Origin of the sequence: Primorskyibacter flagellatus (assembly GCF_014638275.1) — a bacterium.
Taxonomy (GTDB): Bacteria; Pseudomonadota; Alphaproteobacteria; order Rhodobacterales; family Rhodobacteraceae; genus Pseudooceanicola; species Pseudooceanicola flagellatus_A.
In genome coordinates this window covers 485,646-511,288 of record NZ_BMFJ01000001.1, presented here as the reverse complement: position 1 = coordinate 511,288, position 25,643 = coordinate 485,646, and the positions used below count along the sequence as shown (strand labels likewise).

Below are 25,643 nucleotides of genomic sequence, written 5' to 3'. Positions count from 1 at the left end.
GTCAAGGGGCCAGCGCCGCGCGGAACCCTGCCGCTTCGAAGACTTCGCGTGAGGGCGCGGCAGAGAGATAGGACAGGAAGGCATGCGCCTCAGGACCCGCGCCCTGGATTACCGCACCGGGATAGGTGATCGCGGGATGGCTTTCCGCCGGGAAGGTGCCGCGGACATGCACCGCCGGTTCGGCCCGCGCGTCGGTGGCATAGACCACACCCCAGGGCGCCGCTCCCGTGGCCACCAGCGCAAGGGCGGACCGGACGTTGTCGGCCGGGGCCAGCGATTCCTTGACCCCGTCCCACAGGCCGAGCGTCGTCAGCGCCTCACGCGCATAGATGCCGGCAGGCACAGCGTCGGGCAGCGCCAGCGCAAGCCGCCCCCCGGCCAGCAGTGCCATGAGATCGGTCTCGGGCGTCAGCGCAACCTCCGGGCCCGGGGCGGAAGCGACAAGCACCAGTTCGTTTCCCCAGAGATCGGCGCGCGTCGCGTTGTCTATATGGCCCATGGCGGCAAGGTGATCCATCCAGCCCTGGTTGGCCGACAGGAACACATCCGCCGGGGCTCCCTGTTCGATCTGACGTGCAAGCGCCGAACTGCCGGCATAAGAGACGACGACCTCCGTCCCGGTCTCCTCGCCATAGGCTTTCGCGACCGTGTCCAGCGGACCGGCCAGGCTGGCGGCGGCGAAGACCAGCAGGCGTTCGGCCTGCGCGGGCAGCGCCAGCATCAGCAAGGTCAGGAAAGAGCACAGAATTCGCAGCATCGTGGGCCGCATGTCACCCAAGCCGCCCTCTCTTTTCAAGCTGAAAGAATGGAGCGGCCCGCTTGCGATGCTACACGACTGCGTGCATACCCCGGCCTCAGCCCCAAGCCAGGCCAGCCGATGACCGTCACGCTCTCTGCCCTTTCCGACCTGACCGCCCTGCCATACGACGAGGTGATCGACGTGCGCTCTCCGTCGGAATTCGCGGAGGATCACGTGCCCGGCGCGATCTCTCTCCCCGTTCTGGATGATGCGGAGCGCGCGCGGGTCGGCACCATCTATACGCAGCAGGACCCCTTCCTCGCCCGCAAGATCGGCGCCGCGCTGGTGTCGCGCAACGCCGCCCGCCACCTCGAGGGCCCGCTTGCCGACCGGCCCGGCGGCTGGCGGCCGCTGGTCTACTGCTGGCGCGGCGGGCAGCGGTCGGGATCGTTCGCGGTGATCCTCAAGCAGATCGGCTGGCGCGCCGACACGGTCGAGGGTGGCTACCGCGCCTACCGCCGCCTCGTCGCCACCATGCTACACGATACGCCGCTGCCCTTCGCCCCGGTCCTGATCGACGGCAACACCGGCAGCGCCAAGACCGCCTTGCTGGCGCATCTGGCAGATGCGGGCGCGCAGGTGATCGACCTCGAGGGGCTGGCGGAGCATCGCGGGTCGCTGTTCGGCGGGCTCGCTGGGCCGCAGCCCGCGCAGAAGATGTTCGAAAGCCGTCTTGCCGCCGCGCTCACCCGGCTCGACCCCGCGCGGCCCGTCTACATGGAGGCGGAGAGCAACAAGGTCGGCGACATCCTCATCCCCTCGTCCGTCTGGAAGGCGATGCTGGCCGCGCCGCGCGTCGAAATCGCCGCCCCGGTGGAGGCGCGCGCCGCGCATCTGATCGACACCTACGCCGAACTCACCGCCGATCCGGAGGCGCTGCGGGCGATCATCGACCAGCTGCGCCCCTATCACGCCGCCGATCGCATAGCCGCCTGGCAGGCCGAGGCGCGGGACCAGGACTTCGCCGCCCTCGCCGCCGGGCTGATGCGCGACCACTACGACCCCCGCTACGCCAAAAGCGCAGCCCGCAAGAACCGCGCCGCTGCGTGTCACACCCTGCCCGACCTGTCGGACGCGACCCTCGCCCGGACCGCCGCGCAGATCGTCGAAGCCCAGGGGTTTTAGACCAGCACGATCCCGACTGGCCCTTCCGTCATCCGTCCGATCACCGCCGCCGTTACGCCGCGCGCACGAAGATCGGCCACCAGCCCGTCCGCGCGGTCCGGCGCCACGGCCGCCAGCAGACCGCCCGCCGTCTGCGGATCGTGCAGCAGCGCGACCCGCGCGTCCGTCCGGCCGAACACCGGCGCCGCCAAGAGGTTCGACGCGTAGAGGGTTGAACGTACGCCGGTTTCCGACAACTCGAGCGCGCCCGAATAAACCGGCACCGACGCCGGGTCGATCTCCGCCCCCAGCCCTGACGACCGGCAGATCGCCATCAGGTGCCCCGCCAGTCCAAAGCCCGTTACATCCGTCATCGCGCGTGCCCCGCGCAGCGCCTCCGCCGCCGCGCCCTGCCCCCCGGCCATGGCCGACCACAGTGCGGCGACATCCGCCCCCTTTGCCCGCCCCTGCATCTCTGCCGCCAGCAGCACACCGGATCCGATCCGGCCTGTCAGGATCAGCGCGTCCCCCGCCCGCGCGCCGCCAACCGTCACCGGATCGCCGTCGCACAGGCCCGTGACTGTGAAACCGATCGTCAGTTCGGCGCCCATGGTCGAATGCCCGCCCAGGATGACCGCACCCTCCGCGGCGAAGACCTCTCCGGCGGCGGTCATGATCTCTTCCATCATCCGCGCCTGCACGGCATCGGCGGCGCGTGGCAGGATGATCTGCGCCAGGGCCGACTGCGCCTGCGCGCCCATGGCCCGCACGTCGCCAAGGGCGTGCTGCGCAGCGATGCGCGCCATCAGGCCGGGATCGTCGGTAAAAGCGCGCAGGTGGTCGGTGGTCAGTACCTGTTTCTGGCCGCCGATGGCCAGCACCCCCGCGTCGTCCCCCGGCCCGGTCAGCACGTCGTCTCGAGGCACCTGCGGCAGCCGGCCCAGAACCTGCGACAGCACACCCGAACCGACCTTCGACCCGCAGCCTGCACAGAGCGGCGCCTGACCGAGGATCTCCGCCACCCCCTCCGCCGCATCCGCCGGCACCGCGACAGCCATCCGTGGCAGGTCGGTGAAGCGCCGCATGAAGCGCCGGTCGATCCGGTCCTTCCAGTGCCACACCGCCGCGCCCGCCGGAACCAGAGGCAGGCCCGGCCATTTCTCGGCCGCCGCGCGCCGGTCACCAAGCGATACCAGCCGCAGGAAATGGCGCTGCGGATGATACCGGCGCATCCGCCCTCCGGTGACAGAGGCCCGCAGGTTCGCCACCAGCACCCGCGCTGCCCGCACCGCGTAGACCCCGGCCTTGGGGCGCGGCGCATGGGTCAGTTGCGCGCAGTCTCCGGCGGCGAAAACCTCATCATGGCCAACGACCTGCAACGTGTCCCTCACCCGGATGAACCCGTTGTTCAGCGGCAGGTCCGTCGTGGCGGGCCAGCCGTGCGGCGTCGCCCCGCCCGCACCGACGACAAGATCCGCGCGGAGCCTCTGACCGTCCGCCAGCGTCACGCCCCCCGCGTCCACCGCCACCACGCGCCCCTCGACCAGGGCGACGCCGCCCCGGTCCAGTTCAGCCCGCAACCGCGCCGACAGCGCCGCACCCGCCCCGGCGATCCCGTCCCCCGCCACGATCTGCACCGAACCGGAGGGGCCGAGCCGGTGCCGCATCGCCAGCGCCAGTTCCACCCCGCCAAGTCCGCCACCGATCACCGTCACCGCCCCGCCGCCGCGCGACAGGAACCCGGACCAGCCCGCCATGAACCGGCCAAAGGGCTTCACGGGCACGCCATGCGCCGCGAACCCCTCGACCGCCGGCAGGTCCCCCGTGATCCCGATGTCGACGGAGGCGACGTCATAACCGATTTCCCGCCCGCCGACCGTGATCCGCCGCGCGGCCAGGTCCATCCCGGTCACCGCGCCCAGCACCATCCGCGCCCCGGCGAACCGGCAGAGCCGGACGAGATCGATGCCCGTCTCCTCCTCGGTATAATGTCCCGCGACAAGGCCGGGCAGCATGCCGGTGTAAGTCGCGACAGGCTGCGGGTCGATCAGCGTCAGCCGCACCCCCGGCACCCGGCGCATCCCCCACATCCGCAGCACCAGCGCATGTGCATGACCGCCGCCGATCAGGACGATGTCGCGCGTCAGTGGGATCTGGGTCTGCATTGTCGCGTCTCCGGACGGTGTCACTCAGCTTGTCCTGCTAGCGCGAAGGCCGGTCCGGGTCCATGGCGCGTGCCGCCCCTCAGCCCGTCCCGCGACCGGCCCGTCCCAGGTCCGCCCGCCCGGCTCTCGCCGAAAAAACAGGCGGTTGAATAGCAAAAGATGGATTTCGATGCACTCCGTGTTACCTTGACCTCAGGTTTCGGCCAGTCTCGATTTTGCGAAACCGCAACGCCGCTCTAGGGTTGTCTTCATGGACAAGAATCAAATCTTCGACGAGATGTGGGGGCGCGAAGAGTCCCTGCGCCCACCATACGGCCTTTTCAAGGAATGGTTTGACGGAGAAGAGCCCGCGCGCCTCCGCGCCAAGCAGCGCGAGGCAGAGGATCTGTTCCGCCTCACCGGCATCACCTTCAACGTCTACGGCCGCGCCGAGGCCGAGGAGCGGCTGATCCCCTTCGACATCGTTCCCCGCATCATCTCGGGTCTCGAATGGCAGCGTCTGTCCAAGGGGATCGAACAGCGGGTGCGCGCCATCAACGCCTTCCTGCACGACATTTACCACGGGCAGGAGATCATCAAGGCGGGTCGTCTGCCTGAACGGATGATCGCCGGCAACGACGCCTTCCTTCCGCAGATGGTCGGGGTGAAACCGCCCGGCGGGGTCTACACCCACATCGTCGGCATCGACCTTGTCCGCACCGACGACAACCAGTTCTACGTGCTCGAAGACAACGCCCGCACTCCGTCCGGCGTCAGCTACATGCTGGAAAACCGGGAAACCATGCTCCAGATGTTCCCGGAGCTGTTCGCCCGCAACCGCGTCCAGCGGGTCGAGAATTATCCGTCCGACCTGCGCTCCTCCCTCTCCGCCTGCGCGCCCTCCATGGCCGGGTCCTCCCCGACCGTCGCGGTGCTCACCCCCGGCATCTACAACTCCGCCTATTTCGAACACGCCTTCCTCGCCGACCAGATGGGCGTGGAGCTGGTGGAGGGCCATGACCTTCGTGTGATCGACGGCCGCGTCGCCATGCGCACGACCGAAGGCTACAAGCCGATCGACGTGCTCTACCGCCGGGTCGACGACGACTTCCTCGATCCGCTGAACTTCAACCCGGACAGCGCGCTTGGCGTGCCGGGGATCATGGACGTCTACCGTGCCGGTGGCATCACCATAGCGAACGCGCCCGGCACCGGGATCGCCGACGACAAGGCGATCTACAGCTACATGCCCGACATCGTCGAATTCTACACCGGCGAAAAGGCCCTGCTGGAAAACGTCCCGACCTGGCGCTGCTCCGAACCAGACAGCCTGGCCTATGTGCTCGACAACCTGTCCGACCTCGTCGTGAAAGAGGTCCACGGATCGGGCGGCTACGGCATGCTGATCGGCCCGACCGCGTCGAAGAAGGAAATCGCCGAGTTCCGCAAGAAGCTCGAGGCCAAGCCGAACAACTACATCGCCCAGCCCACACTGGCGCTTTCCACCGTTCCCGTGTTCTCGCAGAAGGGCCTGTCGCCGCGTCACGTCGACCTGCGCCCGTTTGTCCTTGTCAGCCCCGACAAGATCAACATCACGCCCGGCGGCCTCACCCGCGTGGCGCTGAAGAAGGGCTCCCTGGTGGTAAACTCCTCCCAGGGCGGCGGAACCAAGGACACCTGGGTGCTGGAGGACTGATGCTCGGCAAGACGGCAAACGGACTGTTCTGGATGTACCGCTATCTGGAACGCGCCGAAAACACCTCGCGGTTTGTCGAAACCGGGCAGCGCATGGCCCTGACCCGGCTCGGCTCCTCCGAGGGCGAGTGGCGGTCCATGATGCAGACTGCCGGCGTCCTTGGCGGGTTCGAGGCAACCGGAGAGGAAATGAGCAAGGACGCCGCGCTCGACTGGATGCTGCGGTCCAAGGCGAACGCCTCCTCCGTCCTGATGTCGATCGAGGGCGCGCGCCAGAACGCCCGGCTCGTCCGCACCGCCCTCACCCACGAGGTGTGGGAGGCGATGAATGGCTGCTACATGCGCGCCAGGGAACTGCTGTCGCGCAAGGTCAACGAACGCGACCTGCCCAAGGTGCTGGGTGAAATTCGTCAGGGCACGGCTCTGGTGCGGGGCGCGACCCACGGCACGATGCTGCGCAACGACATCTACAATTTCGCCCGGATCGGCACCTTCCTGGAACGCGCAGACAACACCGCGCGGATTCTCGACACGAAATACTACGTGCTGCTGCCTTCGGTCATGTCTGTCGGCTCCTCCATCGACAACGTGCAATGGGAAACCATCCTGCGCTCCGTCTCTGCCCGCGGCGGGTTCCGCCTGGTCTACGGCAACCAGTACAACCCCGAGGACATCGCCTACTTCCTGATCCTCGACGGACGCATGCCGCGCAGCCTCGCGTTCTGCGTCGGAAAGATCCGCGACAACATCAACCATCTCGCGAAGGATTACGGCACCCGGCCGGACTCATGCGCGAAAGTGGCGAAACTGACTGACGAATATCTTTCGCGGGACATCGAGGCGATAATAGATCAAGGTCTGCACCAGTATATCCAGACCGTGCTGTCCCTGCTGCACGACCTGGGCTCCCAGATCGAGATCGACTACCGCTTCTACGAATAGCCATGCTTTTGAAAATCTCCCACACCACGCGCTACCGTTTCGCGGATCCGGTCCACACCGGCCTGCAACAACTGCGCATGACGCCCAAGGCGACCTACAACCAGACCGTAACCGACTGGTCGATCGAGGTCGCGGGCGCGTCGAAACAGCTGTCCTTCACCGACCAGCATCGCAACCAGGTCGACCTGATCTCGCTTGATCGCGACGTGAGCGAGGTGACGATCACCTGCGCCGGAGTGGTCGATGTCTCGGACAACAACGGTGTTCTGGGCAAGAATATCGGCCCCGCACCGCTCTGGCTCTACACCCGCCAGACGGAACGCACGAAGCCCGGTCCGAACCTCCGCCGCCTTGCCCGGCAGGCCGAGGGCGACAGCGATCTCGACCGCATGCACGCGCTGATGTCGGTGATCGGGGAAGCTGTGACCTACGAAATTGGCGCGTCGGAGCCCGACTGGACCGCCGAAACCGCCGCGACCGAGGGGCGCGGAGTCTGCCAGGACCACGCCCATGTCTTCATCGCCTGCGCCCGCGAACTGAAGCTGCCCGCGCGCTACGTCTCGGGGTACCTGCTGATGGACGACCGGACCGATCAGGATGCCATGCATGCCTGGGCCGAGGTCCACCTGCAGGGGCTGGGCTGGGTCGGCTTCGATGTGTCAAATTGCATCTGTCCCGACACAAGATATGTCCGTGTCGCGACAGGACTGGACTATTCCGAGGCTGCGCCTGTAACTGGCACAAGGATCGGCGGAACGGACGAGGACCTGACCGTGCAGATCGAGGTGGCACAACAGCAGTAAAGGCGCCGCGCGGCAATGACCTATTGCGTGGGTATGGTTCTCAATCGGGGACTTGTCTTCATGTCCGACACCCGCACCAATGCGGGGCTCGACAACATCTCGACTTTCCGGAAGATGCATCACTGGACCGTCCCCGGCGACCGGGTGATGACCGTCATGACCGCCGGCAACCTGGCGACGACGCAGGCGGTGATCTCCATCCTCGACGAACGCAACAAAGCACCCGACGACCGCAATCCTTCGATCCTTGCGGCGCCGTCGATGTTCCAGGCCGCCCGCATCATCGCGGATACGCTGAAGGACGTGATCGCCAAGCACACGGCGAGCGGCCAGCAGGCCTCCGCCTTCTCGGCCACGATCATCCTCGGCGGCCAGATCAAGGGCGGTCCGACCCGTCTCTTCCTGATCTATCCCGAAGGCAACTTCATCGAGGCCGGAGACGACACCCCCTTCTTCCAGATCGGTGAGATGAAATATGGCCGTCCCATCCTCGTGCGCGCCTACGAACCCGACATGAGCTTTGAGGAGGCCATGCGCCTGTTGCTCGTCAGCTTCGATTCGACGCTGAAGGCGAACCTCACGGTCGGCCTGCCCTTCGACTACCATCTCTACGAGGCCGACAGCTACGAGACCGGCCACGAAGGCCGGATCGAAAAGGAAGACCCCTACTTCGCCACCGTCTCCGAAGGCTGGGGCGATGCGCTCAAGACCGCGCTGACCCGTCTGCCGACGTTCGAACTGGGCTGACCCCGTCATTTTGAAAAGACCCCGGCGCTGGCCGGGGTCTTTCCGTGTTCAGGTCACAACCAGTAGGTCGGGACGCCATAGTGCTGGTGCGTGCGTTCTTCCCAGTCGCGATCGGCATACCACCGGTCGCTGCGCGCCGGCGCGCCGCGAACCTGCTCTTCCGTCAGGTCGGTGACGTAACCGTCCTTGGTCGTGTCATAGCGAAGCTTCTGCCACGGGATCGGATGGTGCTCTTCCCCGATGCCGAGGAAACCGCCGAACCCCATCACCGCATAGGCGACATTGCCCGAGGTCTTGTCGATCATCAGATGGTCGATATGCCCCACATGGGACCCGTCCCGGCCGTAGACGTCGGTGCCGTTGACGTTGTCCGAAGACACAAGCCCGGATGGTGCGCGGGTTGCTGTAGCAGTCGTCATGTCTGTCTCCTCCTGATCATGACAGTCCGATTTGGAAACGCCGGTTGAGGGACGGCTGTTCCGGCCTCTCGGAGCTTGACAGAGCAAAGATCGGCATCCTGTAAACTGGAGCTACCGAGGTATGCGAACCTCCGCCGATACGTGAACTGACGACAGGTGATGAGCGGCATCCGGCCTGTGTTACTGCCCGGGAAGGTGAGACTACGTACCGGTCAGTCGCCGCAACCGGGACCTGCATGGCAAAAGGTGCCGGCTCCCGGTGGTTCTGGCGGAACACCGGACGCAAAAGATCCCAATGGCTTGAATCTCGCTGCTTTAGCAATGGAAATGCTTATGTACACCATGGCGAACAGCACTCGAGCCGGGGCAGTTCGCGCGGTTCTCGCGAAACCGCTGCCGTTCAATCCTGCTGTTATGAAGTTGGCCACTTTCCTTCGGAAAGTATTTTGGTGCGGTCGAGAAGACTCGAACTTCCACTCCGGTTAAGGAACAGCGACCTCAACGCTGCGCGTCTACCAATTCCGCCACGACCGCACTGTCTGGTGGTGACGGGCGTATATCGACCCCTACCGCCAATGTGAAGCGCAAAAATCGCCCCCGTCGCAGGAAATGAAAAACGCCGCCCCGGGAACCGGAGCGGCGTGGGTCTCGACCCGCAGGCCGTTGTTCTCAGGGCTTCTTCAGCTCGAAGGTCGGCAGGCCGGCGGGCTGCGGCGTGGCCATCGGCTGCACCGGGCTACCGCCCATGACCGCGGCTTTCAGCACCTCGACCCGGTCGGCCTGGCCCGGGGCGTAGACCGGTGCCGCGCCGCCGTCGAGCGCGGTGATCGCCATGTCGTACCACTGGGTCGCGCGGTCCATGTCCTCGGCCACACCGAAACCCTGCGCCATGTGATGGCCGACGGTCTCTGCATAGGGTGTGTCACCTGCGCCGACCAGCAGCAGGGCCGCGCCGGTGGCCACGTCCAGCTTGTCGCGGCGGTAGCCGGAGTAGAGGCAGATCGCCCCGGTCGACTTCAGCTGGTCCAGCGTCATGTTGGCGGTCAGCGCGAACTTCTGCACCTGCCCCGCCACCTCGGCCGCCGATCCGGTGGCCAGCGACGCGACATAGGGCGCGAGCGCGGGGCCGAAGGCGTCGCACTGGGCGTCCACCTGTTCGACCGTCATGCCGGCGACCTGCTTCATCATCTCCTCACCCCGCGCGATGGCGTAGGTCCGAGTCAGGCAAAGCTGTTCGCCAAGCGCGAAGGACGGGTCCGTCATGCTTGCCGCCGTCACGTAGCCGCCGTTGGAACTGGTGAGCACGTTGACCTTGTTGCAGTAGCTGGCGAGCGAGGTCTGCGGAGCCGCCGCCGCGCCCGTCATCGGGATAGCCGCGATGCCCGGCAGCGACGGGGCGGCCGCCGCCATCGTTGTCGCACCCGCCGCCGGAGCCGGCGCTGCCGCGGAGGCCAGCATCGGGTCGTTCATCTTGCACCCGGCATAGTCGCACTGGAAATCCGCCGTGGTGATCTTGTTGGTGCGGGTGTCGTTCAGCCGGTACATGAACTGCTTGCGCTGGTAGCCGTCCGCGGTGGAGGCGAACAGCAGCGTCGCGCATTCGGTCTGACCGCACCAGAAGGTCGACCCGGTGACCGACGTGTCGATGATGTAGTCGTTCTTGCCGTCCTGGTTCAGGTCGGCGGTCTGGATGAACCCGGCGCGCTGCAGCAGCTGTTCGGCCGAGGGTTCGGAGCTTTGCGCGATTTCGTCCACCGCGTCCGACACCTCGATCGGCAGGCCGGCGTAGCCCATTCCGGAATGGCCGGCGAACTGGCGCGATCCGCCCATCTGTTCCTTCTGCCATACCACAAGCAGACCCTTCACGCCCTGCGGATTGCGCTGCATCGCCTTGATGACATCCGGGCCGCCGATCTGCGCGCGGTTGTATGAGGTCACGAGGAACTGCCGTTCGAATTCGGTCAGGTGCCCGGTGGCCGGATAGCCAAGATGCGCCTGGTACTGCGACACCGCCGCCCGCGACCGCGAGCCGAGAACCCCGTCCGGCGTCCCCGCGTTGAACCCGAAGTAGTTGAGCGAGGTCTGCACTTCCCGGTTCTGGTTGCGCGAGGCGCTGGAAACGCTCGGGCTGGTCTTGCGCTGGACATAGACCTTCTTCTGTGGCTTGGCCGAATTGACGATCGCCCCGCCGATGATCCCGCCGACGATGGCGGCGCCGAGACTGTCGGCAAGTGCCGCGACCGGCGTGGTGACGAGGATGGTGGCGGCGAGCAATGCCGGAATGCCATGACGTCTCATATTCATGTCCCTTCGTGTTCCCTGATGAAAATATCTTGAATGCTGAGACGTAGCGTAAACCCGACTCCCTCGATTCACGAAGCGTTTTTGATGCGCATCAGGGTCAGGTATTCCCGACCCGTTGCATCTGCCCGTTCCGGCGCATAGGTCTGGGCGCGGATTTCCCTGCGTTCCGGCCCCCTTCGCCCATGCCCGACTGGATCATCACCCCCGGCCTGACCCCCTACACCGACGCCGTCGCCTGGATGGAACGACGCGCCGCCGCCATTTCAGAGGGCCGCGCGAACGAGGCGATCTGGCTGCTCGAACACCCCCCGCTCTACACTGCGGGGACCTCTGCGAAGCCGCAGGACCTGACCGATCCCGGACGCTTCCCGGTGCACGAGACCCGGCGCGGCGGGCAGTACACCTATCATGGCCCCGGTCAGCGCGTGGTCTATGTCATGCTCGACCTGAACCGGCGCGGGAAGGACGTGCGCCGTTTCGTGCAGCAGCTGGAACACTGGGTCATCGCAACGCTCGACAGCTTCAACATCCGCGGCGAAATCCGCGATGGCCGGGTCGGCGTCTGGGTCGCCCGCCCCGGCAAGCCCCCCCTGCCCGACGGCACCCCGCGCGAGGACAAGATCGCCGCCATCGGCATCCGCCTGCGCAAATGGGTCAGCTTCCACGGCATTTCCGTCAACGTGGAGCCCGAGCTGTCGCATTTCGACGGCATCGTCCCCTGCGGCATCACCGGCCATGGCGTGACCAGCCTTGTCGACCTCGGCCTGCCGGTGACGATGGAGGATCTCGACGCCGCCCTCGCCGCCCGTTTCGCAGAGGTTTTCGGCGACACCCCGCATGCGACAATTCACCTTCCTCCGGATGCTGTCGCGGAGTCCGGCGATCGGTTAGAAACGGGATGAACGCGCCAACTCATTGAAGGATATCCAATGACCAGCCACGTGATCCCCGCCCTTTCCCTCGCCCTGATCTCCGTCGCCCTGCCCGCGCTGGCGGACGGCGACGCCGCAAATGGCGAGAAGGAGTTTCGCAAGTGCAAGTCCTGCCACTCCATTTCCTCGTCCGACGAGAATCTGGTGAAGGGCGGCAAGACCGGCCCGAACCTCTATGGCGTGGTCGGCCGCACCGCGGGCACCTACGAAGGGTTCAAGTACGGCGACGACATCGTCGCGGCGGGTGAGGCGGGACTGGTCTGGGATCAGGCGAAACTGGCCGAATACATCGCCGACCCGAAGGCCTTCCTGCAGGCGACGCTGGATGACAAGTCGGCCAAGTCAAAGATGACCTTCAAGATGGCCAAGGGCGCGGAAGACGTGGCGGCCTACCTCGCGACGTTTTCCGAGTAGGTATCCCGCGGAACCGAAGGGCGGCGCCTGTCCGCGGAGAGGCGCGGCAACCTACCCGGTCGCCACTTTATCGTCGTGGCAGTCCACCGTTCAATCGTAGAACTGGCTCGTAAGAAGCGCCTGTCCGCGGACAGGCGCTGCCCAGTCCGCCACGCGACCGTATCGGGCGGGGCGCAGGCCGCGACACCGGTTCTCGTCATCCTCGGGCATGACCCGAGGATCTCTCTGAAACCCGCGCCGACGCCCTTGGCATCTCACCTCCCCGCCCCGGGGGACCCTCGGATCAAGTCCGAGGATGGCGTCACGCCAAGACGCCCTACCCTGCCTTGCGCGGCCGCTGCGCCAGCACCGACAGCAGCGCGAGCCCCCCCGACCCCAGCATCAGCACCACCGACACCGCGTTCAGCACCGGCGTCGAGCCGGCCTTCACCATCCGGTCGTACATCGTCACCGTCAGCGGCGCATCCGACCCGACAAGCATCAGCGTGGTGTTGAAGTTCTCGAACGACACGAGGAACGCCACAACGAAGGCCGAGAACAGCGCAGGCACCAGGAACGGCAGCGTCACCGTCAGCAGCACGCGCAGCCGCGACGCCCCGAGGTTCAGCGCCGCCTCCTCGAGCGAGATGTCGAACTTCTGCAGCCGCGCCGCGATGACCAGCGAGGTAATGGTCGTCAGGAACGAGAACTGCCCCAGCACGACCAGCGGGATCCCCGGCCTCAGCCAGGTCAGGAAAAGTCCGAACTGCTGATCCGCGAAATTCGCCACCATCGACGCGAAGACGAGGATGGAGATCCCGAGGATCACTCCCGGGATCACCAGCGGCACCACCATCAGCACGTAGAGCGCGCCCTTGAACGGGAACTGCTTCCTCTCGAACAGGAAGGCGTTGCAGGTCCCAGCCGCGACGGACAGCGCCGCCACGATCACCCCGATGTAGAACGAATTGCCCAGCCCCTGCAGCAGCCGGTCGTCGTGGAACAGGCCCAGCTTGGGTCCTTCGGACGAAAAGAACCAGTCTAGAGTGAACCCCTGCCAGGGCAGCGAGGGGAACATGGAGTCGTTGAAGGCAAACACCCCGGCGGCCAGCAGCGGCGAGACAAGATAAAGGAAGAAGATCACCACGTAGGCGCGGTAAATCCAGAGAAGGTGTCGCGATCCCTGCATGGCCTTAATCCTTTGCCACGGTGGTGGCGAGGCTCTGCCCCGTCAGCCGCAGACCCGCCCAGACCACGAAGGAGGTGAAGACGAGAAGCGACACGCCGAAGGCCGACCCGCTCTCCCAGTTGTACCGGGTGATGAACTGGTTGTAGATCTGCTCCGTGAACCAGGACGAATTCTTGCCCCCCAGAAGGATCGGCGTCAGGTAGCTGCCCGCCGTCAGCATGAAGGTGATGATGCAGCCCGACACGATCCCCGGCATGGCGTAGGGCACGATGATCCGCCGGAACACGGTCAGGCGGGATCCGCCCAGGTTGTACCCGGCCTCCAGCAGCGCGTCGTCCATGCCCTGCAGCGTCGACACCAGCGGCACGATCATGAACAGGATGACGGTGTAGACCAGTCCCATGACGACGGTGATGTCGTTGTACAGCATCTCCACCGGCTGCCCGATGATCCCCATCTTCACCAGCGCGGTCGAAATCACCCCCGTCTCGCGCAGCAGCACGATCCAGCCGTACGCCCGCACGAGGTCGGACACCCAGAGCGGGATCAGGCACATCAGGAACAGCGCCGCACGGCTGCGTTCCTTCGCGATCTTGGCGATGTAATAGGCCACCGGAAATCCGGCGATCAGGGCAAGGATCGTGACGAGGATCGACATCCAAGCGGTCCGCAGCAGGGTGTTGCGATAGACCGGCTCACCGATGAAATCGACGTAGTTCTTCAGCCCGAATTCGAACTGGTTGAAACCGACCTTCTCGCGCAGGGAATAATACCCGATGCCAAGCTGCGGCAGGATGATGAGCAGCCCGATCCACAGCACGAAAGGCATGAACAGCAGGATGAGCGACAGGCGCCCCGCGTCGCGGCTCATGACGGTCTCCGCGCGAAGATGCGGGCCTTTTCCGCCGTCCACGCGACGCTCACCGCCCCGCCCTGCGCCGCCGCGCCCGACTGTTCCGGGTCCGCGACCTCGATCAGATGCGCGCCCGACCGGACAAGGATACGCGACGACGCGCCGTTGAACAGGAAGCTCTCCACCGTGCCGCTCAGCGAGGTGCCCTCGCCCCCCGCGCCGATGCGCAGCGCTTCGGGGCGCAGGAAGACCTCGACCGCGTCACCCGGCTTCGATGCATCGGCCACGCGCCCGATCACGGTGCCGCCGCCCTCGACCTCCACCCGCGCCTCATCGCCCTTCACCTCGGCCAGCCGGCCCGGCAGGACGTTGGAATCCCCGACGAAGCCCGCCACGAAACCCGAGGCCGGCGCGTCGTACAGCGCCTTCGGCGGCCCGATCTGTTCGAACCGCCCGGCGTTCATCACCGCGACGTTGTCCGACATCACCAGCGCCTCCGACTGGTCGTGGGTGATGTAGAGGAACGTCGTTTCGAACTGGTGCTGCAGCTGCTTCAGCTCGATTTTCATGTGCTCGCGCAGTTTCAGGTCCAGCGCGCCAAGCGGTTCGTCCAGAAGCAAAACGTCCGGCTCCAGCACCATGCAGCGGGCAATGGCGATCCGCTGCTTCTGCCCGCCCGAAAGCTGGTCGATCCGCTTGTCCTGCGACCCCGGCAGCCCGACCCGGTCCAGCACGCGGGCGACTTTGGGCGCGATCTCGGACTTCGGCTCCTTCCGGCAGCGCAGCCCGTAGGCGATGTTCTCACCGACCGTCATCATCGGGAACAGCGCAAGGTGCTGGAACACCATCTTCACGTTGCGCTTGTTCGGCGGCAGGGTGACCACGCTCTGACCCTTGATGGCGATGTCCCCGGAGGTCGGCGTTTCGAACCCCGCGATCATCCGCATCAGCGTCGTCTTCCCGCAGCCCGACGGCCCGAGGATCGAGAAGAAGGACCCCGAGGGAATGTCCAGCGACACGTCCCGGACAGCGGTAAAGCTCCCGAAGGACTTGGTGACGGAGGCGCAGCTGAGGTCGTACATGAGCGGGTCTTTCTATCCTGTCAAACGGTCGGGTTCGCGCCGGGCAGCGCCTGCCCGCGGGATGGCGCTGCAACGCCCGTGCGGGTGTACTCTATGGATCCAAGCACGTCTGACCTCCGAGGTCACGGCAAACGTTGCCCAAGCGCCAGCCCGGGGGGCGGGCAGGCGCTGCCCGGCGCCTTCGGCGCGCATCGGGCGGGGAAACGCACGGTCCGATGGAGAAGAAAGGTCCGGAGCAGTCGCCCGCTCCGAACCCGAAGTCACCTCAGTTCGCGGCCTTGATGCGCTCCAGCGCCAGGCCTTCCATGTCCTCGATCCCCGGGGGAATGTTGGCGAAGAACTTCAGGTTGTCGATGTCCGACTGGTCGAACGCGGCCGAGATCGCGGCCTTCTTGTCGTCCGGCATCAGGTCGATCCCGTTCGGCACGGCGGCAATCGCACCGGTCGAAGCCGACATCAGCTTGGTGATCTCGGGACGCAGCACGAAGTTGATCCACTTGTAGGCCGCGTCGTCCGCCTCGCCACCGCGCGGGATGGTGAAGGTGTCGATCCACGCCAGAGCGCCGGTTGCCGGCGGCACGAAGACGATGTCCGGGTTCTCGCCGTACAGCTTGAACGCGGTGGAGTCCCAGGTCTCGGACGCCACGACTTCGCCGGACAGCATCATGGCCGACAGGTCGTCGCCGCCGGACCAGTAGGTCTTGATGACGGATTTGCAGGCGATCAGCTTCTCGGTCACCTTGTCCAGCATGTCCTGGTAGGCCGCCGGATCGGCGTAGAGCGCGAAGGGGTCCATCCCCATCCCGAAGGCGGTGCCCAGAAGGATCGTACGGCGCAGACGCATGGAGGTCCGGCCCTGGTACTTCTCGTCGCAGAGGTCGGCCCATCCGGTGACATCCGGTGCCAGCTTCATGTTGGCCATCACGCCCGAGGTGCCCCACTGGTGCGGCACGGAATAGACCTCGCCCTCGATCGTGGTATTGGCCTTCACGCCCTCCAGCAGGTTCGGCGTCATCTTCTCCGTATCGATCTTGGACAGGTCGAGCGGCTTGTAGATGTTGTACTCCAGCTGCGCCGCGTAGACGCGGTCATGGCTGGGCTGGGCAAGGTCGAAGCCGGTGCCGCCGGTGGCGCGCAGCTTGGCGATCATTTCCTCGTTGTTGGAGAAGGTGACCTCGACCTTGATGTCGGGATATTCGGCCTCGAACATCTTGACGACCTCGTCGGGCGCATAGCTGCCCCAGGTCAGAAGCCGCAGCGTCTCCGCATTGGCGGCGCCGGTTGCCAGCACCAGTGCGGTGCCTGCAAGCAGGGCTCGGAACTTAAGTTTCATCGGTAGTCCTCCGGTTGGAAATGTTGGATGCGGGACCGTCTGACGCGGACCTTTCAGCAAGTGAACTCCAGAATGGTCTGGTCCAAAAGGTCCATTTCGCGCATCCTGGCAAACCGTTATACAAGCATTACGACAGAACCGTTACAGCACACCCGGCCCCGTTTCCTCTCATACGCCCGCCCGGTCGAGAACCCGGTAGGCCGTGACGGCGGCGGGCAGGAACCACGGGTCCCCGCGGTAGAACGGGCGGGTCGGGAAGGCCGGGCGCATCATGGCGGTGTCTCCTCCCGGGGCGCCAAGCACGCGCAGCCCCGCCTTCATCCCGAGGTAGGAGGCCATACCGACGCCCGATCCGCAATAGCCCATTGCATGATGCACCCGCCCCCCGGCCCCGTAATGAGTCCCGGTATGGGCCAGCTTGTCGAAGGTGAAGGCCACGAAACCCATCCAGCTGTGACTGATCCTGCTCTCCGCAAGTTCCGGAAACAGCCGGATCATTTCGTGTCTCAGCCGCCTGGCCGCCGCCTCCGCATCGGTTTCTCCGGCGCCCGCGCGGCCGCCGAACAGCACCCGCTTTCCGTCGGGAGAGGCCCGGTAGTAGTAGATCACCCGACGGCTGTCGCAGACCATCCGGTCCTTCGGGAAGAGGCGCCTGACAACCGCCGGGTCCAGTTCCTCCGTCGCGATGATGTAGCTGCCGATCGGGATCACGCGGCGTCGGTGCCAGGGGGTCGCCTCCGGCGTGTAGCCGTTGGTGGCCACTACGACGTGATCCGCCATGATGTTGCCGTGCGCCGTCGCGATCCGCACCCCGCCCGGCCCCTCGTCCACCGCGGTGACCGGCGTGTCCGGCAGGATCAGCGCCCCCGCCGCGCGCACCTTCGCGAGCAGCCCGGCGTGATACGCTCCGGGGTCAAGGCTGGCGTAGTGGTGATGCACGATGCCGCCATGGTAGAGGTCCGTTCCGATTTCCGCGTGCTGGTTCTCGCGCGGCACGATGGTCCGCGCTTCCCCGTCCGCTTGCGCCTGCATCCTGCGGAAGGCCGCTGGCGTCGCCGCGCCGTCGAACCGCCCGCAGGCGCGATAGGCGCAGTCGATGCCCTCCTCCGCGACGAAGTCCCTGAGGTAGGCCATGGAGGCATAGCCCTCCGCCATGATCCCCTTCGCCACCTCCGCCCCGTGGCGGCGTGTCAGTTCCGCCAGTCCCGGCTTGATGGAATGCGAGATCTGGCCGCCGTTCCGGGTGGAACACCCCTGCCCCGGCTGACCCTTCTCGAGGATGACCACCGACCGCCCGGCCCGCGCGATCCGCAGCGCCGCGTGAAGCCCGGTGTAGCCAGAGCCTATGACCACCGCATCCGCCTTGGCGGGCAGGTCGGGCCGGTCGATGACGGCGAGAGGGGAAGTGTCCCACCAGTAGGGCGTGGTTTTCATCTCCGTGCCCTTGTCCAGACCAGGTCAGCACCCCGCTTGATACGGCCGCGCCAGCGGCCCGGGCAGCCGTCTGCCCCCCGGACGGGCGCTAATTCCCCGTCAGCGAGACGATTGAACGCGGAGCTACCACGACGAGATAAAGCGCCGACCACATCCGTGAGTGCGCCCCTCCGCGGACGTGCGCCGCCCTTTGTCGCATGAAGCGTCTCCACCCCGCGACCCGTCATCCTCGGGCTTGTCCCGAGGATCTCCCCGGCCCGAGATCCTCGGAACAAGTCCGACGATGCCCCACCATAGAAGGCATACGGGATCACCCTGCCACCTCGCTCATCCGGTACTCCGACTTTGCCAGCCATTCGTCCGAAATCTCCACGCCCCAGCCCGGCGCCTCCGTCACCGTGACCTTGCCCTCGGCCACGACGTAGGGGTCATTCCGGTAGAGACCGTACTGCCACGGGTAATAATCCGCTTCCTCGATGGAGAACTCAAGATAGGGCCCCGCATTCGGAATCGCCCTCAGAACATGCATGGTGAATAGCGTAACCAGCCCGAGGTTCGCGGCATGTGGGGTCACCGGCAGACCGGCTTCCGCCGCCATTCGCGCGACCCGCAGCGTCCGGCCGATCCCGCCAACGTAGAGGACATCCGGCTGCGCCACGTCGACCGCCTTCAGCTCGAACATCCGGGCCCAGGCGGCGATCATGCAGTCCTGCTCTCCGCCGGTCACGTCGATGTGGAGCGCGGCGGCGACCTCTGCCGTCTGCTCCATCTCCCAGTAGGGGCACGGTTCCTCGTAATGCACGATGCCGTTGTCCTGCAGCATCTTCCCGTAGTGGATCGCCGCGGGCGGCGCGTAGCAGGAATTGGCATCCGCCAGCAAGGACACCTTTTCCCCCGCGAAGGCCTTGGCGATGGTCGGAATGATCTCCTCCGTCCGCCCCTCCCATTCGTCCTTTCCGCGCCCGATCTCGGCCCCTATGCGGAACTTGAAGGCGTCATAGCCCAGCTCTCCACGCAACCGCCGGAACCGCTCCGCTTCATCCTTCGGGGTGATGTCGCGCTTCATCGAAGAGGCATAGCAGCGCAGTGGCCCCGCCGACCCGCCAAGCAGCGCCGCCACCGGCTTGCCCGCCACCTTGCCGCGCAGGTCCCAGAGTGCGGTTTCGACCCCGGCAATGGCCCGCACGATGTAGGACCCCGGAAACTTGTGCTCCAGCTCCTCCGCCCGGTCGAACAGGTCGTCCTGCGTATCGGCCTCGAAGTCGACGCCCAGCACATGTGGGGCGACCTGCCGGTGCAGGATCTGGGCGGTGATGTCGGATTGGTAGGTCGACACCTGCCCCCATCCCTGCGCACCGGTTTCATCGGTCACGCGCACGAAGCCGACGAAGGGCGTGGCGAAGGTTTCGATCTTGGTCAGGCGCATGGGTCAGGTCCGTCAGGGTCGCGGTCGGGCCGCCGGAGGGCAGCGTACGGTCAGATAGGACTTGCAAAATGGTCTCCTGATAAGGTCCACTTCCCACAAGCTGACAGACCAATTGCCCGGCCGGGAGGCGACACGACGACATGACGAAATACCCCGGCGGCGCGCTCATCCCCTCGCTGAACATCGACCGGTCCGACCCGGCGCGGCTGTCCATGCAACTGGCGACGAAGCTGCGCGACATGATCCTGTCCGGCGAACTGCCCCGCGGCACCCGCCTGCCCGCCACCCGCATCCTCGCCCGCGACCACGGGGTGTCGCGCACCACGGCGGTGACGGTCTACGAACAGCTCGCCTCCGAGGGGATGATCGTGTCCAAGGTCGGCGCGGGCACCTACGTCTCGGACGAGGTGCGCCCCCCTGCCCCCGCGCCTGAACGCCCCGACCCCGCACCGCAGCAGATCGCCAACCTGCCGCGCGACGCCGCCGACCGGTTCTTCCCCCGGCTCGAACATCCCCGCGCGCCCCGCGCCTTCGTCACCGGAATGCCGGCCTTCGACGCTTTTCCCATGGCGCTCTGGTCTCAGATCTCCGCGCGCTACTGGCGCGGCAACCGGGCCGAGATCATGTCCTATCCCGACGCCGCCGGACTGCCCGCGCTGCGCCAGTCCATCTGCCGTCACCTCGGCGCGAACCGTGGCTTTGCCTGCCGCCCTGAGGAGGTCTTCGTCTTTGCCGGGGCGCAGGACGCCTTTGTCCAGATCGCGCAGATCCTGCTGTCGCCCGGAGACCCCGTCTGGTTCGAGAACCCCGGCGCCATCGGTGCCCGCAACGCCCTGATTTCGCGCGGTGTTTCCCTGGTCCCCGTCCCCGTCGACGATCACGGGCTGGACGTCGCGGCGGGGCGCGAGGCGGAACCGGCGATGAAGGCCGCCTTCGTCACCCCCGCGCATCAGCACCCCCTTGGCGTGCCCATGTCCCGCGACCGCCGCTTCGAACTGCTGGCCGAGGCAGAGCGGACCGGGGCCTGGGTGATCGAGGACGACTATGTAGGGGAATTCCATTACGGCCGCGCCTCCCTCCCCCCGCTCAAGTCGCTCGATTCCGGGGGGCGGGTGATCTACGTCGGCACCTTCTCCAAGGCGCTGTTCCCCGCGATCCGGCTTGGCTACGCGGTGGTGCCCGGTGCGCTGGTCGACACCTTCGAACGCACGCTTGGCGCAGCGGCGCACGGCGTGTCCCACTCCGTACAGGCCACCGTCGCGGGCTTTATCGACGAGGGCCGGTTCTCTGCCCACATCCGCCGGATGCGCAGCCTCTACCGTGACCGCCGCGACGCACTGATGGAGGCCGGAGAGAAGCACCTCAGGGGCCTGATCGACATCCGCCCGACCGAAACCGGCTTTCACACCGTCGGCCTGCTGCCGAAGCAGCGCGACGAAAACAGGGCCGCCGAGGTCGCGAAACTGCGCAATATCGCGACGGCCCCCATCGGGCGCTTTGCCCTCGCCCCGGTGGCGCAGAAGGGCCTGACGCTCGGCTTTTCGGCCACCCCGCCGCAGGAGATCGCCCGCGCCGCCCGCGACCTCGCCGCCGCGCTTACAGCCGCGCCGCGATAAGCGAGGCCGCCTTCTCTCCGATCATCAGGGCGGGCGCGTTCAGGTTTCCCGATGTGATGAGCGGCATGACCGATGCATCCGCCACCGTCAGCCCCTCGATCCCGTGCACCCGCAGGTCCGGCGCCACCACCGCCCCCGCACCGGGGTCGGTGCCCATGGCGCAGGTGCCGCAGGGATGGAAGATCGACCCGGCGGTGTCGCGGACGTAGGCGGAAAGCCCCTCGCGGTCCGTCACCTCCGGCCCCGGCTTCAACTCGCCGTCCAGCGACGCAACAAGCGGATCCTGCGCGGCGATGGACCGCAGCAGGGCGGCGCTGTCCACCATCTCCTCCAGATCGCCTTGGGCGGAGAAGTAATTCGGCCGGATCGACGGCGCCTCGTCAGGATCGGCAGAGCGCAGGTGGATCGATCCCCGGCTCAGCGGGTGGCAGTTCGACATGCCGATCATCACCCCCTGAAATGTGTCCGGCTGCATCAGCGCCCGCTTGCCCGGCACACCGCGCGTATAGCTCATCGGCTGCATGTAAAGCTGGATGTTCGGGCGCTGCCGCGCCGGGTCCGACCGCACGAACCCGCCCGCATGGTTGACCGACAGCGACAGCGGCCCGCGCCGGGTCATCACGTAGCGGATTCCGGCCGCCATCCGCCCGGTCCAGGTCCCGAAGGTCCGGTTCAGTGTCGGCACTTTCGACAGGTAGCAGAGGTCGAAACCGACGTGGTCCTGCAGGTTCTCCCCCACCCCCGTCAGGGCGTGGACGGTGTCGATCCCGACCTCGGCCAGCCGCTCCGGATCGCCGATGCCCGACAGTTCCAGGATCTGCGGGGACCCCACTGCCCCCGCCGACAGCACCACCTGCCGCCGCGCCATCAGCCGCACCAGCCGGTCGCCGTGGCGGTATTCGACCCCGGTCGCGCGCCTGCCATCGAACAGGATGCGCGTGACATAGGCATGGGTGACAACCTGCAGGTTGCCCCGTTTCATCGCCGGATGCAGGTAGGCCGTCGCGGCAGAGGCGCGGAAACCGTTCTTCGTAGTGATCTGGTAGAAGCCCACGCCTTCCTGCGTCGCGCCGTTGAAATCCGGGTTCGCGGTGTGACCGGCGGCGACGGCAGAGGCGACATAGGCGCGCGCCAGCGGATGCACCTCCTGCCCGATCGACCGAACCGTGACCGGCCCGCCCCGTGCCCGCCACTGGTCCGCCCCGGCGAGGTTGTTCTCCATCCGTTTGAAATGCGGCAGCAGGTCCTCGTAGGACCAGCCCGTGTTCCCCGCCTCCGCCCAGAGGTCATAGTCCCGCGCCTGCCCCCGGATGAACACCATGGCGTTGACGGAGGACGACCCGCCCAGCACCTTGCCCCGCGGCCAGTAGGCGCGGCGACCGTTCAGCCCGGTTTCGGGATCGGTGTAGTAGCGCCAGTTCAGCCGGGGGTGATAGAACGACGCGCCGTAACCGATCGGCATCCGGACCCAGGGATGCAGGTCCGATCCGCCGGCCTCCAGCACGGTGACGCGCAGGTCCGCGCGCTCCGACAGGCGTCCGGCGATGACGCAGCCCGAGGACCCCGCCCCGATGACAGCCACGTCGGTTTCGATGATGTCCATGTAAGCCCTGTCGATTCCCAGCCCGGTTGACTGGCCACACTATCGCCGGATCGGTCTGCCGTATCGGGCCATTTCGCGCCACCCGGCAGACCAATTGCGACGGCGGCATCGGGAACGGGGCCATGAAAGCATTGCGAAACAACCACCGGTCACCGACCCCGCCCTGCCCCGGTTCCGGGCGACGCCGACCTCAGACCCGCTCCAGTTCCTTCAGCCGGTGACCGACCGCCACGATCGCATCCAGTGCCGGGATCAGCTCCGCACCGAGCGGCGTGAGTTCATACTCCGTCGACGGCGGTGAGGTCCGCCGCACGTGCCGTACCAGAACGCCGCGCGCCTCAAGTTCCGACAGCCGCGTCGACAGCACCTTGGCCGAGATCGGCGGGATGTCCGCGCGCAATTCGCTGAACCTCCGCGGACCCGCGCGCAGCGACCAGATCACGTTCGGCGCCCAGGCCCCCGCGATCACCGCCATGCATTCCGTCAGCATGCAGGTCTCCGGCGGTTCCGGACTGCGGTTGCGTGTCATCTTCAGGACCATGAGCGGTAACCAGGTTTCTCTGCGGTAATCCGTTTCCCATGGTTACCATTGGTTATCAGGTTGTCAACGGAAACCACTTGCGCAACCCATGGCGCATCGCAACAGCCAAGGGACCTGACCCATGAAGCTCTACTACAAGCCCGGCGCCTGCCCGCTCGCCAGCCACATCGTCCTGCACGAGATCGCCCGCCCGTTCGAGATCGAGGCGGTGGACACCGACACCGGCCGCACCGCCTCAGGCGCGGATTACCGCGCCGTCAACGCCATGGGCTACGTGCCCGCCCTGCAACTCGACGACGGAGAGGTCCTGACCGAGGGCCCCGCGATCCTCCAGCATCTCGCCGATTCCGCGCCCGAGGCCGGGCTGATCCCCGACGCCGGAACGCTGGCCCGCGCGAAGGTGCTCCAGCATCTGACCTTCGTCTCCTCCGAACTGCACAAGGCGTTCGGCCCGCTGTTCCGCGCCACCTCCACCGATGCGGAAAAGGAAGCCGCCCGCGCCGATGTCGCCCGCCGCTTCGATCATGTGGAGGCCACGCTCTCGGACGGGCGGAGCTATCTCGAAAGCGGCTTCTCGATCGCCGACGCCTACCTCTTCGTGGTGACGAACTGGGCGAATTTCACCGGCATGGACCTGTCCCGCTGGCCCGCGCTCGCGGCCCACGCTGCCCGCGTCGCCGAACGCCCCGCCACGCGCGCCGCGCTGCGGGCGGAGGGCCTGCTGCAATGACCCCCGCCGCCTTTGCCGAACTCACCGCGCTGATGGAGCGCTACTTCGACGGCCTGCACCGGGCCGACAGCACCATCCTGCGCACCGTCTTCCACCCCGAACTGGCCTATGTCTGCGCCACGCCGGGCGACGAACTCTACTTGAACCTCACCGACTACATGGCCCGCATCGACGCCCGCGAACCGCCCGCGAAACGGGGCGAACCCCGCACTGGCTCGGTGCTGGACATCGCCTTTGCCGGGTCCCGGCTCGCCCGCATCACCGCCCGCATGTCGATGATGGGCCGCGACTACACCGACCTGCTGACGCTGGTGCACGACGGCACGCAGTGGCGCGTCATCGCCAAGATATTCGCCTATACCCCGAAGGAGGAGCTCTGATGCCCTACGTCAACATCAAGATCACCCGTGAAGGCGGCCCCGAAGGCACTGGACCCTCGGCGCAGGACAAGGCCCGCCTGATCAAGGGCGTGACCGACCTGCTTCAGGAGGTGCTGGGCAAGAGCCCCGCCACCACCTTCGTCGTCATCGACGAGGTCGCGCTGGAGGACTGGGGCATCGGCGGCCTCCCGGTCGAGACCTACCGCGCTACGCTCCGCTAGGTCGCGGCGAGAGGGCCGGACGGTCCCTGCGGGGGGCAATGAGGGCTGACGGTCTTGGGCCTGCAGACATTTTATTGTTTCAAGTTCCAGCTCCCGGAGACGTCTTCGGGAGCTGGTCTGATGACGGCGGAATCGAGTTTCCGGACGTTCACTCGGCAAGCTTGTTGGGAACAACTTCGGCCTTCATCCAGTGAATATCCGCTTGGACATGCCCTGCTCGCACATATTTCCCCATGCATTCCGGCATGGCGTTTTCATCGAACGCGCCGGCCGTCCGGACCACGTATCCCTCATGTTTCGTCAAATCGAGATTTCGGGCGATGCCTTCAAAAAGGTCGTCTCTGTAAGGGCCGCGATAAAGCGTGGGAACGGCAGAGATGCCCAATTCCTGAAATCTTGTCATGGTCCGATCCCACGACTGCACCTCGTCGTCGACGATCCAGCCGAAGCCGAGGAAATATGACGGCAGAGCGTCATAGGCGACAGAGTGGCGAGCATACAGGTTCTCGCCAATGATACGCTCGCCGTCTTCCAGATTTGGCGAAATTCCCGCCGCGAACGCTTTGAGCCAGTCACGCGAGGGGTGATAGCGGCTATCCGGACTTCTTGCATGTGAGCCGGTGCTATGGATCGTCGTGTTCTCTCCATCCATCTTTTCGGTCACGACGAGATCATCCACCATCAGCCCCACCAAAGAGGCCATGATCTTGTCGTCGCTCGTTGCGCCCGGCGAAGTCGGTAGGTGAAAGGTGCGGCCATACTTCTTCATAAGGCTCAGATAGCACGACCGTTTCAAGGTCCGCAAAGAACGTACTGCATCCATTCCAATGCAATCCGTCCCGGCTCCGGCTCTCCGCGCCCCCAACCAACGACATCCCCCCATTCCCGCCCACCTCACAATTCCTTGACAGCCGCGCCCCCCGCTGGTTCAGACGAGGGACGCGCACAGCAGG

The 25,643-nt window shown here is 66.3% G+C and carries 24 protein-coding genes and 1 tRNA gene; 11 read left to right on the top strand and 14 right to left on the bottom strand.

Features of this window, described 5'->3' with window-relative positions; all coding sequences use genetic code 11:
- Position 1: 1 nt before the first annotated feature.
- Positions 2-757, bottom strand: coding sequence for a molybdate ABC transporter substrate-binding protein (gene modA / locus IEV87_RS02530; RefSeq protein ID WP_188476055.1), 756 nt, complete (start codon positions 755-757; stop codon positions 2-4).
- 120 nt (positions 758-877) lie between these two features.
- On the opposite strand from modA, the gene mnmH reads away from it, so the two are divergent.
- On the top strand, positions 878-1,924 hold the full coding sequence (gene mnmH / locus IEV87_RS02525) for a tRNA 2-selenouridine(34) synthase MnmH (protein ID WP_188476054.1): 1,047 nt from the start codon (positions 878-880) through the stop codon (positions 1,922-1,924).
- On the opposite strand, the gene selD is transcribed toward mnmH, so the two are convergent.
- Positions 1,921-4,068: a selenide, water dikinase SelD gene (gene selD / locus IEV87_RS02520; protein ID WP_188476053.1), complete on the bottom strand. Its 2,148-nt coding sequence runs from the start codon at positions 4,066-4,068 to the stop codon at positions 1,921-1,923. The genes mnmH and selD overlap by 4 nt on opposite strands.
- A 250-nt stretch (positions 4,069-4,318) precedes the next feature.
- Between selD and IEV87_RS02515 the strand changes: the two genes are divergently transcribed.
- Genes IEV87_RS02515 through IEV87_RS02500 form a run of 4 tightly spaced genes read left to right on the top strand, consistent with a single transcriptional unit; the run spans position 4,319 to position 8,234 of the window.
- Positions 4,319-5,743, top strand: a complete 1,425-nt coding sequence (locus tag IEV87_RS02515) for a circularly permuted type 2 ATP-grasp protein (RefSeq protein ID WP_188476052.1) — start codon at positions 4,319-4,321, stop codon at positions 5,741-5,743.
- Entirely contained in the window at positions 5,743-6,684 is a 942-nt protein-coding gene (locus IEV87_RS02510) for an alpha-E domain-containing protein (RefSeq protein WP_188476051.1), read from the top strand. Before IEV87_RS02515 ends, IEV87_RS02510 begins: the two co-directional genes overlap by 1 nt.
- Before the next feature lie 2 nt (positions 6,685-6,686).
- Positions 6,687-7,487, top strand: a complete 801-nt coding sequence (locus tag IEV87_RS02505) for a transglutaminase family protein (RefSeq protein ID WP_188476050.1) — start codon at positions 6,687-6,689, stop codon at positions 7,485-7,487.
- A gap of 15 nt (positions 7,488-7,502) precedes the next feature.
- Positions 7,503-8,234, top strand: coding sequence for a proteasome-type protease (locus tag IEV87_RS02500; protein ID WP_188476049.1), 732 nt, complete (start codon positions 7,503-7,505; stop codon positions 8,232-8,234).
- Between the two features lie 53 nt (positions 8,235-8,287).
- On the opposite strand, the gene IEV87_RS02495 is transcribed toward IEV87_RS02500, so the two are convergent.
- From IEV87_RS02495 to IEV87_RS02485, 3 genes are all read right to left on the bottom strand, one after another.
- Positions 8,288-8,653, bottom strand: a complete 366-nt coding sequence (locus IEV87_RS02495) for a PRC-barrel domain-containing protein (RefSeq protein ID WP_188476048.1) — start codon at positions 8,651-8,653, stop codon at positions 8,288-8,290.
- A gap of 447 nt (positions 8,654-9,100) precedes the next feature.
- A tRNA-Leu gene (locus tag IEV87_RS02490) sits at positions 9,101-9,187 on the bottom strand.
- 135 nt (positions 9,188-9,322) lie between these two features.
- Positions 9,323-10,957 (bottom strand): peptidoglycan-binding domain-containing protein, encoded by a 1,635-nt coding sequence (locus IEV87_RS02485; protein WP_188476047.1) that lies wholly within the window; start codon positions 10,955-10,957, stop codon positions 9,323-9,325.
- Positions 10,958-11,139: 182 nt separating this feature from the next.
- On the opposite strand from IEV87_RS02485, the gene lipB reads away from it, so the two are divergent.
- Positions 11,140-11,859: a lipoyl(octanoyl) transferase LipB gene (gene lipB / locus IEV87_RS02480; protein WP_188476046.1), complete on the top strand. Its 720-nt coding sequence runs from the start codon at positions 11,140-11,142 to the stop codon at positions 11,857-11,859.
- A 27-nt stretch (positions 11,860-11,886) separates the two neighbouring features.
- Positions 11,887-12,303, top strand: coding sequence for a c-type cytochrome (locus IEV87_RS02475; protein WP_188476045.1), 417 nt, complete (start codon positions 11,887-11,889; stop codon positions 12,301-12,303).
- A 316-nt stretch (positions 12,304-12,619) separates the two neighbouring features.
- Here IEV87_RS02475 and IEV87_RS02470 read toward each other — a convergent pair whose 3' ends face one another.
- From IEV87_RS02470 to IEV87_RS02445, 6 genes are all read right to left on the bottom strand, one after another.
- The gene (locus tag IEV87_RS02470) at positions 12,620-13,471 is read right to left on the bottom strand and encodes an ABC transporter permease (RefSeq protein WP_188476044.1); all 852 of its coding nucleotides are present in this window, start codon (positions 13,469-13,471) and stop codon (positions 12,620-12,622) included.
- Positions 13,472-13,475: 4 nt separating this feature from the next.
- Entirely contained in the window at positions 13,476-14,342 is an 867-nt protein-coding gene (locus tag IEV87_RS02465; RefSeq protein ID WP_188476043.1) for an ABC transporter permease, read from the bottom strand.
- The gene (locus IEV87_RS02460) at positions 14,339-15,406 is read right to left on the bottom strand and encodes an ABC transporter ATP-binding protein (RefSeq protein WP_188476042.1); all 1,068 of its coding nucleotides are present in this window, start codon (positions 15,404-15,406) and stop codon (positions 14,339-14,341) included. Before IEV87_RS02460 ends, IEV87_RS02465 begins: the two co-directional genes overlap by 4 nt.
- Positions 15,407-15,671: 265 nt before the next feature.
- Positions 15,672-16,739 (bottom strand): extracellular solute-binding protein, encoded by a 1,068-nt coding sequence (locus IEV87_RS02455; protein WP_188476041.1) that lies wholly within the window; start codon positions 16,737-16,739, stop codon positions 15,672-15,674.
- 168 nt (positions 16,740-16,907) lie between these two features.
- Positions 16,908-18,173 carry an NAD(P)/FAD-dependent oxidoreductase gene (locus tag IEV87_RS02450; protein ID WP_188476040.1) on the bottom strand — a complete coding sequence of 422 codons (1,266 nt, stop codon included), beginning with the start codon at positions 18,171-18,173 and terminating at the stop codon, positions 16,908-16,910.
- Between the two features lie 310 nt (positions 18,174-18,483).
- On the bottom strand, positions 18,484-19,599 hold the full coding sequence (locus tag IEV87_RS02445; protein ID WP_188476039.1) for a mandelate racemase/muconate lactonizing enzyme family protein: 1,116 nt from the start codon (positions 19,597-19,599) through the stop codon (positions 18,484-18,486).
- A 140-nt stretch (positions 19,600-19,739) separates the two neighbouring features.
- On the opposite strand from IEV87_RS02445, the gene pdxR reads away from it, so the two are divergent.
- On the top strand, positions 19,740-21,215 hold the full coding sequence (gene pdxR, locus IEV87_RS02440; RefSeq protein ID WP_188476038.1) for a MocR-like pyridoxine biosynthesis transcription factor PdxR: 1,476 nt from the start codon (positions 19,740-19,742) through the stop codon (positions 21,213-21,215).
- On the opposite strand, the gene IEV87_RS02435 is transcribed toward pdxR, so the two are convergent.
- Positions 21,196-22,818: a GMC family oxidoreductase gene (locus IEV87_RS02435; RefSeq protein WP_229737413.1), complete on the bottom strand. Its 1,623-nt coding sequence runs from the start codon at positions 22,816-22,818 to the stop codon at positions 21,196-21,198. The two genes, pdxR and IEV87_RS02435, sit on opposite strands and share 20 nt — an antisense overlap.
- Before the next feature lie 190 nt (positions 22,819-23,008).
- Entirely contained in the window at positions 23,009-23,308 is a 300-nt protein-coding gene (locus tag IEV87_RS02430) for a winged helix-turn-helix transcriptional regulator (protein ID WP_229737412.1), read from the bottom strand.
- 172 nt (positions 23,309-23,480) lie between these two features.
- Here IEV87_RS02430 and gstA point away from each other — a divergent pair, with 172 nt between their 5' ends.
- From gstA to IEV87_RS02415, 3 genes are read left to right on the top strand one after another with little or no spacing between them, the layout of a single operon-like run.
- Positions 23,481-24,089: a glutathione transferase GstA gene (gene gstA, locus IEV87_RS02425; protein ID WP_188476036.1), complete on the top strand. Its 609-nt coding sequence runs from the start codon at positions 23,481-23,483 to the stop codon at positions 24,087-24,089.
- On the top strand, positions 24,086-24,469 hold the full coding sequence (locus IEV87_RS02420) for a nuclear transport factor 2 family protein (protein WP_188476035.1): 384 nt from the start codon (positions 24,086-24,088) through the stop codon (positions 24,467-24,469). The genes gstA and IEV87_RS02420 overlap by 4 nt, the downstream gene beginning before the upstream one ends.
- Entirely contained in the window at positions 24,469-24,690 is a 222-nt protein-coding gene (locus IEV87_RS02415; protein WP_188476034.1) for a tautomerase family protein, read from the top strand. The genes IEV87_RS02420 and IEV87_RS02415 overlap by 1 nt, the downstream gene beginning before the upstream one ends.
- Positions 24,691-24,838: 148 nt before the next feature.
- Here IEV87_RS02415 and IEV87_RS02410 read toward each other — a convergent pair whose 3' ends face one another.
- Complete coding sequence (locus IEV87_RS02410; RefSeq protein ID WP_229737411.1) at positions 24,839-25,513, bottom strand: RNA ligase family protein; 675 nt, start codon at positions 25,511-25,513, stop codon at positions 24,839-24,841.
- Positions 25,514-25,643 lie beyond the last annotated feature (130 nt).

What these genes read in the sequence shown, in the direction of transcription:
- modA (WP_188476055.1), bottom strand. Translation starts at nt 757, where the DNA reads ATGCTGCGAATTCTGTGCTCTTTCCTGACCTTGCTGATGCTGGCGCTG.
- mnmH (WP_188476054.1), top strand. Translation starts at nt 878, where the DNA reads ATGACCGTCACGCTCTCTGCCCTTTCCGACCTGACCGCCCTGCCATAC.
- selD (WP_188476053.1), bottom strand. Translation starts at nt 4,068, where the DNA reads ATGCAGACCCAGATCCCACTGACGCGCGACATCGTCCTGATCGGCGGC.
- IEV87_RS02515 (WP_188476052.1), top strand. Translation starts at nt 4,319, where the DNA reads ATGGACAAGAATCAAATCTTCGACGAGATGTGGGGGCGCGAAGAGTCC.
- IEV87_RS02510 (WP_188476051.1), top strand. Translation starts at nt 5,743, where the DNA reads ATGCTCGGCAAGACGGCAAACGGACTGTTCTGGATGTACCGCTATCTG.
- IEV87_RS02505 (WP_188476050.1), top strand. Translation starts at nt 6,687, where the DNA reads ATGCTTTTGAAAATCTCCCACACCACGCGCTACCGTTTCGCGGATCCG.
- IEV87_RS02500 (WP_188476049.1), top strand. Translation starts at nt 7,503, where the DNA reads ATGACCTATTGCGTGGGTATGGTTCTCAATCGGGGACTTGTCTTCATG.
- IEV87_RS02495 (WP_188476048.1), bottom strand. Translation starts at nt 8,653, where the DNA reads ATGACGACTGCTACAGCAACCCGCGCACCATCCGGGCTTGTGTCTTCG.
- IEV87_RS02485 (WP_188476047.1), bottom strand. Translation starts at nt 10,957, where the DNA reads ATGAATATGAGACGTCATGGCATTCCGGCATTGCTCGCCGCCACCATC.
- lipB (WP_188476046.1), top strand. Translation starts at nt 11,140, where the DNA reads ATGCCCGACTGGATCATCACCCCCGGCCTGACCCCCTACACCGACGCC.
- IEV87_RS02475 (WP_188476045.1), top strand. Translation starts at nt 11,887, where the DNA reads ATGACCAGCCACGTGATCCCCGCCCTTTCCCTCGCCCTGATCTCCGTC.
- IEV87_RS02470 (WP_188476044.1), bottom strand. Translation starts at nt 13,471, where the DNA reads ATGCAGGGATCGCGACACCTTCTCTGGATTTACCGCGCCTACGTGGTG.
- IEV87_RS02465 (WP_188476043.1), bottom strand. Translation starts at nt 14,342, where the DNA reads ATGAGCCGCGACGCGGGGCGCCTGTCGCTCATCCTGCTGTTCATGCCT.
- IEV87_RS02460 (WP_188476042.1), bottom strand. Translation starts at nt 15,406, where the DNA reads ATGTACGACCTCAGCTGCGCCTCCGTCACCAAGTCCTTCGGGAGCTTT.
- IEV87_RS02455 (WP_188476041.1), bottom strand. Translation starts at nt 16,739, where the DNA reads ATGAAACTTAAGTTCCGAGCCCTGCTTGCAGGCACCGCACTGGTGCTG.
- IEV87_RS02450 (WP_188476040.1), bottom strand. Translation starts at nt 18,173, where the DNA reads ATGAAAACCACGCCCTACTGGTGGGACACTTCCCCTCTCGCCGTCATC.
- IEV87_RS02445 (WP_188476039.1), bottom strand. Translation starts at nt 19,599, where the DNA reads ATGCGCCTGACCAAGATCGAAACCTTCGCCACGCCCTTCGTCGGCTTC.
- pdxR (WP_188476038.1), top strand. Translation starts at nt 19,740, where the DNA reads ATGACGAAATACCCCGGCGGCGCGCTCATCCCCTCGCTGAACATCGAC.
- IEV87_RS02435 (WP_229737413.1), bottom strand. Translation starts at nt 22,818, where the DNA reads ATGGACATCATCGAAACCGACGTGGCTGTCATCGGGGCGGGGTCCTCG.
- IEV87_RS02430 (WP_229737412.1), bottom strand. Translation starts at nt 23,308, where the DNA reads ATGCTGACGGAATGCATGGCGGTGATCGCGGGGGCCTGGGCGCCGAAC.
- gstA (WP_188476036.1), top strand. Translation starts at nt 23,481, where the DNA reads ATGAAGCTCTACTACAAGCCCGGCGCCTGCCCGCTCGCCAGCCACATC.
- IEV87_RS02420 (WP_188476035.1), top strand. Translation starts at nt 24,086, where the DNA reads ATGACCCCCGCCGCCTTTGCCGAACTCACCGCGCTGATGGAGCGCTAC.
- IEV87_RS02415 (WP_188476034.1), top strand. Translation starts at nt 24,469, where the DNA reads ATGCCCTACGTCAACATCAAGATCACCCGTGAAGGCGGCCCCGAAGGC.
- IEV87_RS02410 (WP_229737411.1), bottom strand. Translation starts at nt 25,513, where the DNA reads ATGGATGCAGTACGTTCTTTGCGGACCTTGAAACGGTCGTGCTATCTG.